This window comes from Rhizobium binae (genome assembly GCF_017357225.1).
Taxonomy (GTDB): domain Bacteria; phylum Pseudomonadota; class Alphaproteobacteria; order Rhizobiales; family Rhizobiaceae; genus Rhizobium; species Rhizobium binae.
Map to the genome: position 1 here is coordinate 1,126,814 of NZ_CP071604.1, position 15,268 is coordinate 1,142,081.

General features: G+C 64.6%; 10 protein-coding genes and 1 tRNA gene. 6 read left to right on the plus strand and 5 right to left on the minus strand.

The window, feature by feature from the left end:
* Positions 1-270 precede the first annotated feature (270 nt).
* On the minus strand, positions 271-888 hold the full coding sequence (locus J2J99_RS05380; protein WP_168302432.1) for a TetR/AcrR family transcriptional regulator: 618 nt from the start codon (positions 886-888) through the stop codon (positions 271-273).
* 111 nt (positions 889-999) lie between these two features.
* Between J2J99_RS05380 and J2J99_RS05385 the strand changes: the two genes are divergently transcribed.
* From J2J99_RS05385 to J2J99_RS05395, 3 genes are all read left to right on the plus strand, one after another.
* A complete protein-coding gene (locus tag J2J99_RS05385; protein WP_168302433.1) occupies positions 1,000-1,686 on the plus strand; it encodes a PspA/IM30 family protein in 687 nt (228 codons plus the stop codon).
* A gap of 46 nt (positions 1,687-1,732) precedes the next feature.
* Positions 1,733-2,014 carry a YiaA/YiaB family inner membrane protein gene (locus tag J2J99_RS05390; protein ID WP_008529123.1) on the plus strand — a complete coding sequence of 94 codons (282 nt, stop codon included), beginning with the start codon at positions 1,733-1,735 and terminating at the stop codon, positions 2,012-2,014.
* Positions 2,015-2,106: 92 nt separating this feature from the next.
* Positions 2,107-5,502 (plus strand): acyl-[ACP]--phospholipid O-acyltransferase, encoded by a 3,396-nt coding sequence (locus J2J99_RS05395; RefSeq protein WP_168302434.1) that lies wholly within the window; start codon positions 2,107-2,109, stop codon positions 5,500-5,502.
* A 113-nt stretch (positions 5,503-5,615) separates the two neighbouring features.
* Here J2J99_RS05395 and J2J99_RS05400 read toward each other — a convergent pair whose 3' ends face one another.
* On the minus strand, positions 5,616-5,900 hold the full coding sequence (locus tag J2J99_RS05400) for a GIY-YIG nuclease family protein (RefSeq protein ID WP_168302446.1): 285 nt from the start codon (positions 5,898-5,900) through the stop codon (positions 5,616-5,618).
* A 490-nt stretch (positions 5,901-6,390) separates the two neighbouring features.
* Positions 6,391-7,584, minus strand: coding sequence for a TCR/Tet family MFS transporter (locus tag J2J99_RS05405; protein WP_168302445.1), 1,194 nt, complete (start codon positions 7,582-7,584; stop codon positions 6,391-6,393).
* 610 nt (positions 7,585-8,194) lie between these two features.
* On the opposite strand from J2J99_RS05405, the gene J2J99_RS05410 reads away from it, so the two are divergent.
* Together J2J99_RS05410 and J2J99_RS05415 are read left to right on the plus strand one after the other, a co-directional pair.
* Positions 8,195-9,340 carry an IS4 family transposase gene (locus tag J2J99_RS05410; protein ID WP_168302472.1) on the plus strand — a complete coding sequence of 382 codons (1,146 nt, stop codon included), beginning with the start codon at positions 8,195-8,197 and terminating at the stop codon, positions 9,338-9,340.
* Positions 9,341-9,931: 591 nt separating this feature from the next.
* Complete coding sequence (locus tag J2J99_RS05415) at positions 9,932-12,907, plus strand: NAD(P)-dependent oxidoreductase (protein ID WP_168301720.1); 2,976 nt, start codon at positions 9,932-9,934, stop codon at positions 12,905-12,907.
* 417 nt (positions 12,908-13,324) lie between these two features.
* Here the strand turns inward: J2J99_RS05415 and J2J99_RS05420 are convergent, their stop codons facing one another.
* Positions 13,325-13,732: a hypothetical protein gene (locus tag J2J99_RS05420; RefSeq protein WP_168301721.1), complete on the minus strand. Its 408-nt coding sequence runs from the start codon at positions 13,730-13,732 to the stop codon at positions 13,325-13,327.
* A gap of 262 nt (positions 13,733-13,994) precedes the next feature.
* Here J2J99_RS05420 and J2J99_RS05425 point away from each other — a divergent pair.
* A tRNA-Pro gene (locus tag J2J99_RS05425) sits at positions 13,995-14,071 on the plus strand.
* 86 nt (positions 14,072-14,157) lie between these two features.
* Here J2J99_RS05425 and J2J99_RS05430 read toward each other — a convergent pair.
* Complete coding sequence (locus J2J99_RS05430; RefSeq protein ID WP_168301722.1) at positions 14,158-15,267, minus strand: site-specific integrase; 1,110 nt, start codon at positions 15,265-15,267, stop codon at positions 14,158-14,160.
* Position 15,268 lies beyond the last annotated feature (1 nt).

Below are 15,268 nucleotides of genomic sequence, written 5' to 3' on the forward strand. Positions count from 1 at the left end.
TCGTTGAGTTGCTTCTGGGCCGGCCAGCCCCTCATCCGGCTGCCGCCACCTTCTCCCCGCTTGCGGGGCGAAGGGGATATGCCGCCGCCTTTCCGTTCCTCTCCAACGTCTCGTGTGGCACGTCCCCTCGCCCCGTCAAGACGGGGAGAGGGTTAGGGTGAGGGGCAGCTTTTGGGGTGGAGCTGCATCAGCACCGGGCATGGGTCCTCGGGTCAGGCCCGAGGACGACGGAGGGGAGGAGGGCTCTTGCCAAACCACTGCCGGCCGCACTCACACGCCGGCTTCACGCCGCAGCTCAGCCCCTGCGGCAATCGTCTGCACCAGCTCGTCCACCTCTCTTGCCAGCCGCTCCAGCGGCAGGCCCACAAAGCGCCCCTCCAGGCTGATGCTGACGACGCCATGCACCGCGCCGAACAATGTGCGGGCGCGGATGGCGCGGTCTTCGGGGGGCATGTCGGGTTGCAGTTCGGCCAGCGGTTCGGCGATCACGTCCATCAGGAAGAGGTGTTCGTCGAGGTGCCATTGCGGCGTTGGGCTGGTGGCGGGGGGGAAGTGGTCGAACAGCGCCTTCCAGAGATTGCGGTGTTCCACCGCGAAGGCGAGGTAGCCCTGGGCGAGGTTGCGCAGGCGATCGGTCGGGCTTTTGCCCCTGGCCTCGTCAAGCGTCAGCCTCGCCTCCAGCGCCTTCAGCGTCGCGGAATTCACATGGATGACGAGCTCGGCGAGGTCGGAGAAGACGGTGTAGAGGCCGCCGAGCGCGCAGCCGGCGTCCTGGGTGATGTCGCGGGCGCGCAGGTTGGCGAGCCCGTCGCGGGCGATGCGCTCGCGCGCCGCCTCGATCAGCCGGGCCTTCAGGTCCTCGCGTTTTTCTTCTCGTCTGCCGGCCATTAACCATTTCCCTTCGAATTCTTGAACGACGTTCAAAAATTATCTTGAACGCCGTTCATGATTCTGCCATAACTCGTCTCGTGAACAACGTTCATAAACCGGAGGACAGAAATGTTCAAATTGATTTCCACATTGCTGCGGGGCAGGGCGCATGATGCCGAGCAGGCTTTCGCCGATCGCCACGCCGTGCCGCTGCTGGCCCAGCAGATCCGCGATGCGGCGCAATCGATCCAGTCGGCGCGGCGCGGCGTCGCCGTCGCCATCGCCCAGAACGAGCAGGAGAAGGCCCAGCATCAGACGATCCTCGCCCGCATCGCCGATCTCGAGACCCGCGCCACCGCGGCACTCACCAAAGGCAATGAAGGGCTGGCGCGGGAAGCGGCCGAAGCGATCGCCTTTCTCGAGGCCGAGCGCGATGCATCGGAACAGGCGCAAAGCCAGTTCACCACCGGTATCGCCAAGCTGAAGGGCATCGTCAGGGAGGCCGAGGCGCGGCTGCAGGCGCTGCAGCGCGGCGAGCGGCTGGCCCGTGCTACGCAAGAGGCGCAGAAGCTCGATATCGCAGTCGCCGGGCCCGGCCTTGCGACGCTCGACGAGGCCGAGGAGACGCTCGCCCGGCTGCGCCTGCGCCAGAGCCAGAACGAGCTGACCGCGGCGGCGCTGAAGGAGATGGAAAGCGCCACGCGGCCGGCCGGCATCATCGAAAAGCTCGCCAATGCCGGCTGCGGCGCGCCGCTCGCCTCATCGGCCGACGAGGTGCTCGCCCGGCTGAAGAGCCGCATCACGCCGGCCGCATGACATCGTCATCCCACCATTCACCCCTAGAAATCAAAGGGTCACTGAAATGAACGACAGTTTCCAGAAACATTCCGCCAGCTGGGTCAGCTTCTCCTACATCTCCTTCGGCGCCGCCGCCTTCATGCTGGCGCTCGGCCTCTACATGATGCCGCTCGATCTCTGGGGGAAGGGCTATCTCGCCATGGGCATATTGATGCTGGTGCAGACGACGGTGAATATCACCAAGACGCTGCGCGACAATGCCGAATCCGAGAAGCTGATCCGCAAGGTCGAAGATGCCCGCACCGAAAAGCTGCTGGTCAAATTCAATCGTAACGGTGAAGATTGATCTTCCTTAACCACATCGCAGAGTTGTTATCGCACTCAACTTTTGCGTAACAACTCTGTGGCCTTCTCTGCCGATCGAAAGAGGGTCTCGCCGTGCAAACCAATCTGATGACATCGCGGAAATTCGCGCCGCTGTTCTGGACGCAGTTCCTGACCGCCTTCAACGACAATTTCCTGAAGAACACCCTGGTCTTCCTCATCCTCTTCAAGATGTCGGCAAGCGAGGGCGCGGCCCTGGTGACGCTCGCGGGCGTCATCCTCATCGTGCCCTTCCTGCTGCTTTCCGCACTCGGCGGCGAAATCGCCGACAAGCACGACAAGGCCAAGGTGGCGGAACTGCTGAAACGCTGCGAGATCGGCATCGCCGCCCTTGCCGTTATCGGCCTCGCCTTTTCCTCGATTTTTGTGCTGATGGCGGCCCTCTTCGGCTTCGGCATCGTCTCGGCGCTGTTCGGGCCGATCAAATACGGCATCCTGCCCGATCATCTCGAACGCCGCGACCTGCCGAAGGCCAACGCCTGGATCGAGGGCGGCACCTTCATCGCCATCCTCGGCGGCACCATCATCGCCGCACTCGCCTTTTCCAGCGGCGACAATGTCGTCCTCTTCGGCTCGATGATGATGGGGCTGTCGGTGCTCTGCTGGCTGTCGGCCCGGATGATCCCGGCGACCGGCTCCAAGGCGCCGGATCTTGAGATCGACCGCAACGTCATCCGCTCCAGCTACACGCTGGTCATGGAAATCCATAGGGATAAGCGGCTGTGGCGCTCGGCGCTGATGAACTGCTGGTTCTGGCTGGTCGGCGCCTTCATTCTCTCCATCCTGCCGACCATGGTGACCGAGCTGCTCGGCGGCTCCGAGCTCGTTGTACCCGCCTATCTCACGGTGTTCGCGATTGCCGTCGCCGTCGGTTCGGGGATTGCCGCCTGGATGTCGGCGGGCCGCGTCGTGCTGTTGCCGGCACCCGTCGGCACGGCGCTGCTCGGCCTCTTCAGCCTCGATCTCGCCTGGAACCTCTGGGGTCTGGCTTCGACAGCCCACGCGACGACGATCCTCGATTTCTTCGCCGGTCAGAACACCATTCGCGTCGCCATCGATCTCGCCGGCATGGCGATCTCGGGCGCCTTCATCGCCGTGCCGACTTTCGCCGGTCTGCAGAGCTGGGCGCATGAGGATCACCGCGCCCGCGTCATCGGCGCCGCCAACGTGCTCTCGGCGCTGTTCATCACCGTCGGCCTCGGCCTCGTCGCCGTCATCCAGGCGCTCGGCGCCACCATCCCTCAGATCCTGGTCGGCCTCGGCATCGTCAATTTCGCGGTCGCCTGGCTGATGCTGAAGACGCTGCCGACCAATGCCTTCCGCGATTTCATCTCGATCCTGTTCCGCGCCTTCATGCGGCTCGAGGTCGAGGGGCTGGAGAATATCAAGAAGGCCGGCCCGGCGCCGATCATTGCGCTCAACCATGTCAGCCTGCTCGACGGCGCGCTGGCGCTCGCCATCACCGAGGAGGAGCCCACCTTCGCCGTCGATTACAAGATCGCCCAGGCCTGGTGGGTGCGCCCCTTCCTGAAAATGTGCAAATTCCTGCCGCTCGACCCGACCAAGCCGATGGCGACGCGCTCCCTGATCAAGGTGGCGCAGGAAGGCAATGCGATCGGCATCTTCCCCGAGGGCCGCCTGACGGTGACCGGCACGCTGATGAAGGTCTATGACGGGGCGGCCATGGTCGCCGACAAGACCGGCTCGATGGTGGTGCCGGTCAAGATCGACGGGCTGGAAAAGACCTATTTCTCCTATCTCGACAACGGCAAGATCCGCCGCCGGCTGTTCCCCAAGGTCAAGGTCACCATTCTCGAGCCGGTGAAGCTCGAGGTGGAGCCGGAGCTGAAAGGCCGCAAACGCCGCACGGCGGCGGGAGCCGCCCTTTATCAGGTGATGTCGAACCTGCTGTTCCGCACCGCCGACACCTCGTCGACCGTGCTCGAGCGGGTCATCCGGGCAGGCCACGAATTCGGCATGAAGAAGCTTGCTGTCGAAGATCCGGTCACCGGCCGGCTGACCTATGGCAAGCTCTTGACCGGGGCCGCCGTGCTCGGCGCCAAGTTCCGCGCCCGCTTCCCGGAACAGAACCTCGGCGTCATGCTGCCGAATGCCAATGGCGCCGCCGCTACCATTCTCGGCGTCATGTCGGCCGGCAAGGTGCCGGCGATGCTGAACTTCACCGCGGGCGCCGCCAACATCCTCTCCGCCTGCAAGGCGGCTGAGGTCAAACACGTGCTGACCTCGCGCGCCTTCGTCGCCCAGGCCAAGCTCGGCCCTGTGATCGAGGAGCTGGAAAAGCAGCTGACGATCGTCTGGCTCGATGATTTGAGGGCCGAAATCTCTTTCAAGGACAAGCTCCTCGGGCTTCTCAGGAAGGGCCGGCCGCTCACCAGGCGCCAGGCCGACGATCCGGCGGTCATCCTCTTCACCTCGGGCTCGGAAGGCACGCCGAAGGGCGTGGTGCTGACCCACCGCAACGTGCTGTCGAACGCCGCCCAGGCCGCCGCCCGCATCGATTTCCACAGCGGCGACAAGGTGTTCAACATCCTGCCGGTCTTCCATTCCTTCGGGCTGACGGCCGGCACCGTGCTGCCGCTGATCTCGGGCGTGCCGGTCTATTTCTATCCCTCGCCGCTGCATTACCGCATCGTGCCGGAGCTGATCTATGTCTCCAACGCCACGATCATCTTCGGCACCGATACCTTCCTCAACGGTTATGCCAGGACCGCGCACCCCTACGATTTCCGCTCGATCCGCTACATCTTCGCCGGCGCCGAGCCGGTGAAGGCGGCAACCCGCCAGACCTATATGGAAAAGTTCGGCCTGCGCATCCTCGAAGGTTACGGCGTCACCGAGACCGCGCCTGTCATCTCCATCAATACGCCGATGTACAACCGCTCCGGCACGGTCGGCAAAATCCTGCCGGGCATGGAATGGAAGCTCGAGCCGGTGCCCGGCATCGACGAGGGCGGCAGGCTGCATGTGCGCGGCGCCAATGTCATGGCCGGTTATCTGCGCGCCGAAAAGCCCGGCGTGCTCGAGCCGCTCGCCGATGGCTGGCACGATACCGGCGACATCGTCACCATCGACGAGGACGGCTTCGTCAAGATCCGCGGCCGCGCCAAACGCTTCGCCAAGATCGGCGGCGAGATGGTGTCGCTGGCGGCGATCGAGGCGCTTGCCGCCGAGCTCTGGCCGGGCGCGCTCTCGGTCGTCTCCTCGCTGCCCGACCCCAAGAAGGGCGAGCGCCTGGTGCTCTTGACCGACGCCGAAACCGCCACCCGCGCCGAATTCCTCGCCTTCGCCAAGTCGAGGGGCGCCATGGACATGATGGTCCCGGCCGAGGTCACCATCGGCAAGGTCCCGGTGCTGGGCTCCGGCAAGGTGGATTTCGTCGCCGCCCGCAAGCTGGCGGAGGGGGCGGCGGAGAAGGAAGAGGCGGCGTGAGCGCCGGCGTTGGGCGGGGGAGGGCTGTTGTGCACGGCACTACCTCTCCTCCGTCATCGCAGGGCTTGACCCTGGGATCCATGCGCAGAGCACCACGGAAGACGCAGCCCGCATTACCACAGCGAAAGATAAAGATCGTCCCACCCGGGATTCATCGCCTCGACCAGGTCGATCTTCCATTGCCGGTTCCACCGTTTCAACGACTTCTCGCGCTGGATCGCGCTGCCGATGTCCCAATGCTCCTCGTACCAGACGAGGCGGGTGCAGCCATATTTCCAGGCAAAGCCCGGCGTCAGCCCCTCGCGATGTTCATAGATGCGGCGCTCCAGATCGGATGTCACGCCGATATAGAGGGTGCCGTTCTTCTGGTTGGTGACGATGTAAACATATCCTGCCATTTGCGCAGAGTGCTTGGCTGTGGATCCCAGGGTCAAGCCCTGGGATGACGGAGGGTGGGGTTGGCGCTCACGCCACATGCACCGCTGGCGCAGCTTGAGGACCGACGCAGCTTGTGGGATGTCGCTTTCGCCGAGGCTTGTGAGGCGCCGCATTTGCCGTAGCTAGTGTGGCGCCGCGTCTGCCGAAGCGTCATCGCTGCCGCCGAGCCGATGCGTCCCGGCGCTACCTCTGCTGCGCGCTGGCGGGCTTATGCGCCGCGGCACCACCTCTCCTCCGCGCCGGCGTTATGCATCCCGGCACCACCTCTCCTCCGTCATCCCAGGGCTTGACCCTGGGATCCATGCGGCTGGCACCGCGGGAAGAGCGCTGGCATCTTCTCGTCGGGAAGGAAGTGAAGCCGCGTGCTTGGTCGTGGATCCCAGGGTCAAGCCCTGGGATGACGGAGCGTGGGGTTGGCGTTTTCGCCACACGACCGCCCGCAGCAGCGGTTCAACCCGCCGCCGCCGGTTCCCGCTTCCTCAGCCCGAGACCCAGAACCAGCGGCACGCAGAGCGCATAGACGGCCACGACCGACAGCCAGATGGCGCCCGGCCATTGCTGGCGGAAGAGGAAATAGAGGCTGGAAAAGCCGAGCGGCGCGACGATCGAGGCGAGGCTGACGGCGGACGCCAGCACGCCCTGGAACTGGCCCTGGCTGTTCTCGTCGACCTGCCGGGTCGCGAGCGACTGCAGCGCCGGCACGCCGATGCCGCCGAGGGTGAAAACCGGCATGATCGCGAAGATCATCCAGCCCTGGCCGGCAAAGGCCATGACGGTAAGCGCGATTGAGACGCCGGCAACACCGGTGAGGATCGCCGCGCGTTCACCGAGCAGCCGGACCGCCGGCCCCGGCAGCAAGGCCTGGGCAAGTGTCTGGCAGATGCCGAAGGCGCCCAGCGAAAGGCCGATCGACAGCCCGTTCCAATGGAAGGCGTCGCTGCCCCAGAGTGCCCAGCAGGTGCCGTAGGCCTCGCCGGTGGCGCTGAAGATGAAGAAGAGGATGACGATGGGCAGCAGGCTTCTGACCTCCAGCACCGAGCGCAGCGGTTTCAGCGGATTGAGCGCTGCAAGATCGATTTTCTCGCGGCTGCCGGGACGCGATTCCGGCAGGATGAAGACGGCGAGCAGCAGGTTGGCGCCGTTGAGCATAGCCGCCGCGATGAAGGGCAGCCGCAGCCAATGATCGCCGAGCACGCCGCCGGCGACCGGGCCGATGATGAAGCCGAGGCCGAACATGGCGTTGAACAGGCCGAAGCGGCGGGCGCGTTTCTCCTCCGGCGAGATGTCCGTGATATAGGCGGTGGCGACCGAGATATTGGCGCTGGTCAGCCCGGCGATTGCCCGGCCGACGAAGAGCAGGGCCAGATTGGGCGCAAAGGCGAGGAAGAGATAGTTGACGGCAGCACCCGCAAGCGAAATCAGCAGCACCGGCCGGCGGCCGAGCCGATCACTCAGGGCTCCGAGCACCGGCGCGAAAATGAACTGCATCAGCGCATAGAGCGCCGTCATCGTGCCGATATAGGGCGCGACGTTTGCGGCATGGGTGATGTCCTTGAGCAGCGACGGCAGGATCGGGAAGATCAGCCCGATGCCGACGGTATCGAGAACAATGGCGGTGAAAATGACGATAAGAGATCTGGTCATGGGTGCGTTCCGGGTCGACGCGAGCGCACAAGCGCCGACAGAGTGCGCCGATGGCTCACGATGAGGCCTGATCTGGTCAGGCGCTGGTTTCAGGGAGGTGCTGGCCGAACCATGGCTAATGCGCATGGCTGGCGTGTGCTCGACCGCCTGGACGACCCATTCGTCCACCTGTTTACTCCGCCACTGAGCGGATCAAGGGAGGCAGTCGCTTTTCGCGACGGGCAAGTCATACGCCGGAAGGTTGCGTGCGGCAAGCCCGTTTTTGTGCGGGGGATGGTTGCGGCTGTGATGCTTTGAGGCACCGCGCTCGCGGTTCGCTTCATCGCCCTGGCGAGGCTTTTGGTCCCCGGCACTTCCTCTGCTCCTCCATCCCGGGCACCACCTCTCCTCCGTCATCCCAGGGCTTGACCCTGGGATCCATGCGGCTGGCACTGGCGAACAGCGAAGGCGCCCCACGACAGAGAAATAGAAGTCCGCGTGCTTGGCCGTGGATCCCAGGGTCAAGCCCACTGCTGTCCGGTTTAAATTTGGTGGACAAGGCGCACGGTGTTGATTCTACTCGTATTCGGATGTTTGGCGACAATCCCGGACACGAAAGAGGGGCAACACCGTGCGGCATGAGAATAGCGTCTTTCATGATCTGTTGAAGCGGATTCCGTGGGCGGCCTTCGAAAGACTTGTGGAGGAGCATCAGGCCGACAAGCACGTGCGGCGGCTGTCGACGAAGAGCCAGCTGGTCGCGCTGCTCTACGGCCAGCTTTCCGGGGCCGTCAGCCTGCGCGAGATCGTCGGCGGCCTGCAAAGCCACAGCAGCGGTCTTTACCATCTCGGCGCCCAACCGGTGTCACGATCGACCCTTGCCGACGCCAATGGCCTGCGCCCGAGTGCGGTTTTCGCCGAGCTGTTCGCGCAGATGGTGTCCCGCGCCGGGCGTGGGCTCAAGCGGGCCGTCGGCGAGGCGGTCCATCTAATCGACAGCAGCAGCCTGCGCCTTTCCGGAGCGGGATCGCACTGGGCACGCTTTTCCGATCAGGCCTGTGGCGCCAAGGTTCACGTCGTCTACGATGCCAATGCCGAACGGCCGATCTATGCGGCGGTGACGCCGGCCAATGTCAACGACATCACCGCCGCCAAGGTCATGCCCATCGAGGCAGGCGCCACCTATGTCTTCGACCTCGGCTATTACGATTTCGGCTGGTGGGCGAAGCTCAATGCCGCCGGCTGCCGCATCGTCACGCGCCTCAAATCCCATACCAAATTGGCCGTCATCGAGGAAAGAGCGGTTAGCCCGGATGGAACCATCCTGTCGGATCGGGTCGGCCTTCTGCCGCAGCGCATGGCAAAAAGCCGCAGGAACCCGATGAGCGGGCCGGTTCGGGAGATCTGTGTGCAGATCGAAACCGGCAAGATATTGCGCATCTTCTCCAACGATCTCGATGCCCCGGCAGAAGAGATCGCCGCGCTCTACAAGCGCCGCTGGGCGATCGAGCTGTTCTTCCGCTGGGTCAAGCAGACGCTGAAAATCCGCCATTTCCTCGGCAACAGCGAGAATGCCGTGCGCATCCAGATCGCCGTCGCTTTGATCGCATACCTGCTGCTGCAGATGGCCAAGGCCGACCAGACCACCGTCACAAGCCCGCTCGCCTTCGCCCGCCTGGTGCGCGCCAATCTCATGCATCGCCGCAGGATCGACCGCCTGTTGCAACCCGCCGGCAGGCCACCACACAGTCCCCACCAGATGAGCCTCCAATGGTGACCAAATTTAAACCGGACACCAGTGGGTCAAGCCCTGGGATGACGGAGCGTGTGGTTGGCTTTGTTGCCAGACGCACCGGCGATGCAGCTCGCGGCGCCGCGCTCGCGGTTCGCTCATCGCGCCCGGCGCGGCTTTTGGTCCCCGGCACTTCCTCTGCTCCTCCATCCCGGGCACCACCTCTCCTCCGTCATCCCAGGGCTTGACCCTGGGATCCATGCGGCTGGCACTGGGCGAACAGCGAAGGCGCCCCACGACAGAGAAATAGAAGTCCGCGTGCTTGGCCGTGGATCCCAGGGTCAAGCCCTGGGATACGGAGCGTGTGGTTGGCTTTGTTGCCAAACGCACCGGCGATGCAGCTCGCGGCACCACCTCTGCCCCTCCATCCGCAGCACCACTTCTCCTCCGTCCATCCGGCACCGCCGATTTGCAGGCAGGAAAGCGCGTCGCGTCCCCCCGCCCATCGCGCTATCATCAACGATATGGCCACCGATGGCGCGTTTCGCCTGTCGTTCGGCGCAGATGAGGTTGTCTTGCCGGGGCGGTCGCTTCACCATGACGGCGACTTCAGCTCCGGAAACAGGCAGGCAGGTAATGACAGATATCGCGCAGATGCAGGAACAGCGATCGATCGCCCTTCGACAGACCGCCTCGGGTGCGCCGGAGCTCCCGTCCAACCCGTTCTTCGGGGTCGGGCCGATCACCGATGCGACGACCGACGAGGTGGATAGCCGCCTGCGGCGCATCGCCTTCGACGCCTGGATCGAGAAGACCTATCGCAAGTTCGACGATCGGGGCAACGATATCGGCGGCTTCACCACGGCCGAGATTTCCCGCAGCATGCATCGCGGCTATCCGGCCGACAAGATCCTGACCGACATGATGCGGGCGATCCATCGCTATTTCGGCTTCCCCAGGGAGAACCGCATGGCGGTCGGGCTTGGCGGCGGCCATAGCGGCTTCACCGTCTGCATCCAGCACCTGATGAATGCCAACGACGCCGGCCAGCGCCTCTATGTCGATACGCCGCGGCCGGAGAGCGATCCGTCGAGGGCGGCCGGCTTCTTCCGCCAGTCCTGGGCGACGCAGTTGATCGAGATGCAGCGCTTCGCCGAAAAGGGCTGCGAGAGCCGCATTCATTTCGCCGCCTCCGAGGGGGTGATCCCGACGGCGGCCGAACTGTCCAGCCTCGGCGTTTCGATCTTCGTCGGCGTCGGCCACGAGACGACGGGGGCGAATGCCTATACCAGCGGCGAGATCCGCGAACTGCTGACCTGGCTCGACGGCGATCCGGCCAACCGCCATGCGGTGTTCGATGCCACCTCGATGCTCGGCGCCATGCCCTGGGAGCCTGAACTGGTCAGCGCCGTCATGGCGAAATGCTGCCTGTTCATGCCGTTCCAGAAGGCGATCGGCGGCATCTCCGGCTATTTCGTCGCCTCCTTCACGCCGCATGCCCTGGCGCTGATCGAGAAGAACCAGCAGGATCCGGCCTGGGCGATCCCGCGCCAGCTGAAGATCGCCCCGCCGATCGATCCGCGCCAGCCATTTTCGGCCAAGCGCTCCGTCGATGCCGGGCCGTTCTACGATGCCGCGGAAGACCGCATGCTCGGCGGCGTCATCAACACCTACAGCGCGCTCGCCTTTGCCGAGACCACCTTCGGCCTGCTGCAGTCGGAAGCCCGGGTCGGCTCGGTCGTCGATCTCAACCGCCGCTCCGCCGCCAACCGCGCGGTGGTCGACGAATGGGTCAAGTCGCACCCGCTGCTGTCCTTGACCGTCACCGATGCCGAGCGGCGTGGTGCGGCGGTGACGCTGCTGAAGGTCGAGGACGCCGATATCACCGATGCCGGCATCCACGCCCGCATCATCGCCCGCTCCAAGCAGCTGCTCGGTTATGAGGGCATCACCCATCCGAACGGCGAATACGAGCCCGGCCTCGATGCCGCCCACTACGTCAATGCCTTCCCCGGCACGCCGGGCGATTACCGCGCCTGGGTCGGCGGCATCCGCGAGCCCGAAGATGTCGTCGCCCTGTTGGAAAACCTGCAATATGCCTATCTGCGCGCCAAGATCGTCGTGCTCGAGGAAGAACTCGCCAAACACGGCGTGACCTTCGAGGCGCCGGTCAAGGCCGATGGCGCTGTGCGCAAGGACGATCCGACCCGCGCCTACACGGTGCTGATCGCCGATCTGGTGGGCTTACGCTTCGGCGCCGACGGCGAGCCTGATTACAGCGAGGTCAAGGCCTATATCGAGGAAAAGGGCGGCGTCTTCCATCTCGGCCCGCTGGGTGATCGCGAAAGCCTCGAAAAGGACCGCATCCATTTCTTCTATCTGCCGAATCTCAGCACCGAGGCGGAGATCCTGCCGCAGACCGACAAGGGCCAGTACGACGCGCTGATCGCGGCGGCGACCTTCATCCCGAAGGCTTCCGTCTTCCCGCTCGGCGGCGTGCGCATCGGCGCCGGCACCGCCAATATGGGCTCGGCCTCCTGGGGCGGCGGCAACGGCGAGGGCGGCGATGCGCCCCTGATGAACACGCCGGGGATCAACAGCCGCGCGACCGCCCAGATGGTGATGAAGGCGATCCTCAAGGTCGTTCCCGACCTGCCGGTCGACCGGCTGCACCGGATGGTCGCCGGCGGTGATTTCGACACGGGCCGTCAGCTCAGGGATTTCCCGACGGCAAAGCTCGAGGGCCGCAAGCTCGCCGTGCTCGGCTATGGCAATATCGGCCGCGAAGTCGCCAAGCTCGCCAAGGCCTTCGGCATGACGGTGGCGATCTACGCCCGCGCGCATCACAAGCGCTGGATCGAGGCGGAGGGTTTTACCTATGCCGCAAGCCCGGTCGAAGCGGCAAGCGGCGCCGATGTGCTCTCCGTCCATATCGGCCTCGGCCGGCTCGACGCATCGACCGGCGTCTATTCCAATGCCGGCACCGTCGATGCCACGGTGCTCTCCGCCATGAAGGACGGCGCCGTGCTCGTCAATTACGACCGTGGCGAGGTCGTTGATACCGACGCGCTCGACGCGGCCCTGTCGACCGGCAAGATCGCGCATGCGGCGATCGACGCCGACCTCTTCAGGGATGCCGCGACAGGCGCGCTGAGCGGCCCGATGCTGCCCTACCTGCCGCTCGAACAGCGTCACAAGGGCAAGCTCGAGCTTTTGCCGCATGCCGCCGCCGATACCGACCACCCTTCGCGGGTGACCGGCGCCAAGCAGGCGGTCGACCAGATCTTCGACGTCATCCGCTTCAAGTCGGTCGTCAATCTCAAGGGCGACCTGCCGGAGGGTTACGTCTCCGCCGGCAGCCGCACGCCGGCCGGCATCGGCAAGGTGACGAAGCAGGCGGTCGCTGAAGCCGGCGGCAAGGCGGAGCTGCTCGAAGAACTCCGCGAGGTCTCGGAAAAGATCGCCGCCATATCAGGCGCGCTCTCTGCCGTCTCAGATCCGGGCCACCGCGGCCGGATCGTCGAGCGTTACACCGCTCTCCTGGTCGAAAACGTCGACCGGCAGCGCGCGCTCCTCGATGAGCTCGGCCTCTACGGGCCGGCGGAGGGGTGAGACCTATCGACGGCTCGTGGGGCAACGATGGCTCTTGTCATTGACGTCGTGCCGCGAGGCCCCCTCATCCGACCCTTCGGGCCACCTTCTCCCCGCTGGGGAGAAGAGGGAGAGTGGCGCTTCGCCATCCACCCCATTGGATGAAGTGCCTACAAGCAGGCGGGTTCGTTTGCGAGTGTCGGAGCGACTTGCTTCCCCTTCTCCCCAGCGGGGAGAAGGTGGCCCGCAGGGTCGGATGAGGGGGCCTCGCGGCACGACCTAAACATCATCATTCGTTCCGTGACCCGTGCCTGAGGCCGTAGGCCTGAAACGATCCGCAACTGCCGTGGTGCGGATGCTTTGAGGCTAAACTTGTAGCCCCAAACGAAAACAGGCGGCACCAGGCCGCCTGTCCTCACATGCCGGACGAACCGGCCGTTACTTCTGTTCGGGCGCCAGGAACTCTGCGCAATAGGACGGGCCGTTAACGCCCGGAATGTCGGCGACGGTGCGGATGTCGCGGATCGTGTAGTCGGAGCTGGTGGTGATGTCGGCCTGGCAGCGCAGATAGGCGGTGCGGGCGGCGGCGATCTGCTTGCCGCGCTTGCCATCGGCGCCCTCGGCATATTTGGCCGGAATGCGCACGGTCTTGTAGCCGCCGCGCCAGGTATAGATGGTGCTCGCACCTTCCTCGCGATCGCTGATCGGCGGCCCGTAGGCGGCAAAGAAGATGCCGGCCGATTTGCCGACCCAGCGGGCCTCGATCGGATTGCCGGCGGAAGGAATGGTCGTGCATCCGGCAAGCGCAATTGCAAGCCCGGCCGCGGTGATGGTGCGGAGTTTCATCGTGTCGTCCCTGATCTCTGGCGCATTGGCTGCGAAGCCGCCGTCACGGCGGTTTCGCCTGTCCCGCCGAGCCCTTTAGCGCGGAACCCGGCAAAAGAAAATTGCCCCTTTTGCACTTCCGTTCGATTTGCTTCGGGTGTGTCTTTTTGCTGCAGCGGCCCATTCCGGCCCCTGTCATCAACCCGTCAAAAAATCCCTCGGCTTTTTGAAATTTGGCGCTTGTGCAACCAGATAGGCTGTTCTATAGAAGCGCCGCTGGTCACGGAGTGTAGCGCAGTCTGGTAGCGCACCACGTTCGGGACGTGGGGGTCGAGTGTTCGAATCACTCCACTCCGACCAGCTAGAAACCCCGCTTCGGCGGGGTTTTTCGTTTTCGCCGATATTGCTGCTCGGGAAGACACGGCAACGAATACGGCAATGAATGGTCACTTCTTCCTCCCTGCGCGGCCGGTCGTGAACGCTGCACCGACATTTGCCTGGTGATCGGGATGGTGGTGGCCATAGGTCTTTTCCAGCGTCTCAAGCGTCATGCCGAGATAGCCTGACGTCTCCCACTTGTCGGCTGCGGCCTGCATCAGCCAAGTGGCTGCGGTGTGCCTCAGCGTGTGCCTGACGACGCCTTTCGCATCATCGCCCAGCACCTCATCAACAAGGTTCCTGAAGGCGCGCTTCGGATCGGCCGGCTTGCCGTTGTACTCGACGACATATTTGGCGCCCATGCGATGCCAGCGGCGCATGTGTGCGAGCAGGCGCCCCGGCAGGCGAATCGGAGGAGCGCGCTTATTGTCGGCGACTGCCTCACCTTCCCAGGCGCGATAAAAGACGCCGGCGTCGAGGTCGATATACGGTCGCCCCTCTTCTTTAATGAACGAGGCTTGCCATACGCGCGCCGATCGGCTGCCGGTGTAGACGGCGGCCAGCGTGAAGCGGGCGATATGAATGGTCGGACGCCACTTGTTCGGTACTCCCCGGTACTTGCTGCGCTTGCGGTAAGCCGCCCAGATCAGCTTGGCCATCGTCGACCTTTCCAGGTGCTTGACGCGGCCTTTCGCCTTTGGTGGGAGCGTGACGGTCACTGCCTCGCGTGTGACCTTGTCGGCGATCGCCTGACGGCAAGCTGCCCGCAGATCCTCGAGCTCGCGACGGGCGCCGTTTGGCGTTCCGCGCATCTTGACGTACTCGGCGCAGGTCGCGCTCGTGATGTCGTCGAGCGTTTTGTCGCCCCAGTAGGACATGAGGTTTTCAGCACGAGCCGCGAGCTCCTTCGGCCGGGTGGCAACGTCCTTCTTGAGCGATAGGTAGTGAGCCAGCACCTCGGCGATGGCGACTTCCGACGCCGGACGGTTCTTCGATGGTGTCTGCGTTAGGAATTGCCGGCCGATGTGCTCGGCTAACGCCTTTTCAGCTCCGCTACGATCATGCTCACCGCAGCCTGTGCCGAACTGCTTGCCCCCGTCGAGGATGACCCAGACCGCGGCACGGTCTTTGTTGGCTGGGCGAAGCCAGAGGCGGGCAGGTTTGCGGGCGCGCGACATG

What these genes read in the sequence shown, in the direction of transcription:
- J2J99_RS05400 (WP_168302446.1), bottom strand. Translation starts at nt 5,900, where the DNA reads ATGGCAGGATATGTTTACATCGTCACCAACCAGAAGAACGGCACCCTC.
- J2J99_RS05385 (WP_168302433.1), top strand. Translation starts at nt 1,000, where the DNA reads ATGTTCAAATTGATTTCCACATTGCTGCGGGGCAGGGCGCATGATGCC.
- J2J99_RS05380 (WP_168302432.1), bottom strand. Translation starts at nt 888, where the DNA reads ATGGCCGGCAGACGAGAAGAAAAACGCGAGGACCTGAAGGCCCGGCTG.
- J2J99_RS05420 (WP_168301721.1), bottom strand. Translation starts at nt 13,732, where the DNA reads ATGAAACTCCGCACCATCACCGCGGCCGGGCTTGCAATTGCGCTTGCC.
- J2J99_RS05430 (WP_168301722.1), bottom strand. Translation starts at nt 15,267, where the DNA reads ATGTCGCGCGCCCGCAAACCTGCCCGCCTCTGGCTTCGCCCAGCCAAC.
- J2J99_RS05415 (WP_168301720.1), top strand. Translation starts at nt 9,932, where the DNA reads ATGACAGATATCGCGCAGATGCAGGAACAGCGATCGATCGCCCTTCGA.
- J2J99_RS05390 (WP_008529123.1), top strand. Translation starts at nt 1,733, where the DNA reads ATGAACGACAGTTTCCAGAAACATTCCGCCAGCTGGGTCAGCTTCTCC.
- J2J99_RS05405 (WP_168302445.1), bottom strand. Translation starts at nt 7,584, where the DNA reads ATGACCAGATCTCTTATCGTCATTTTCACCGCCATTGTTCTCGATACC.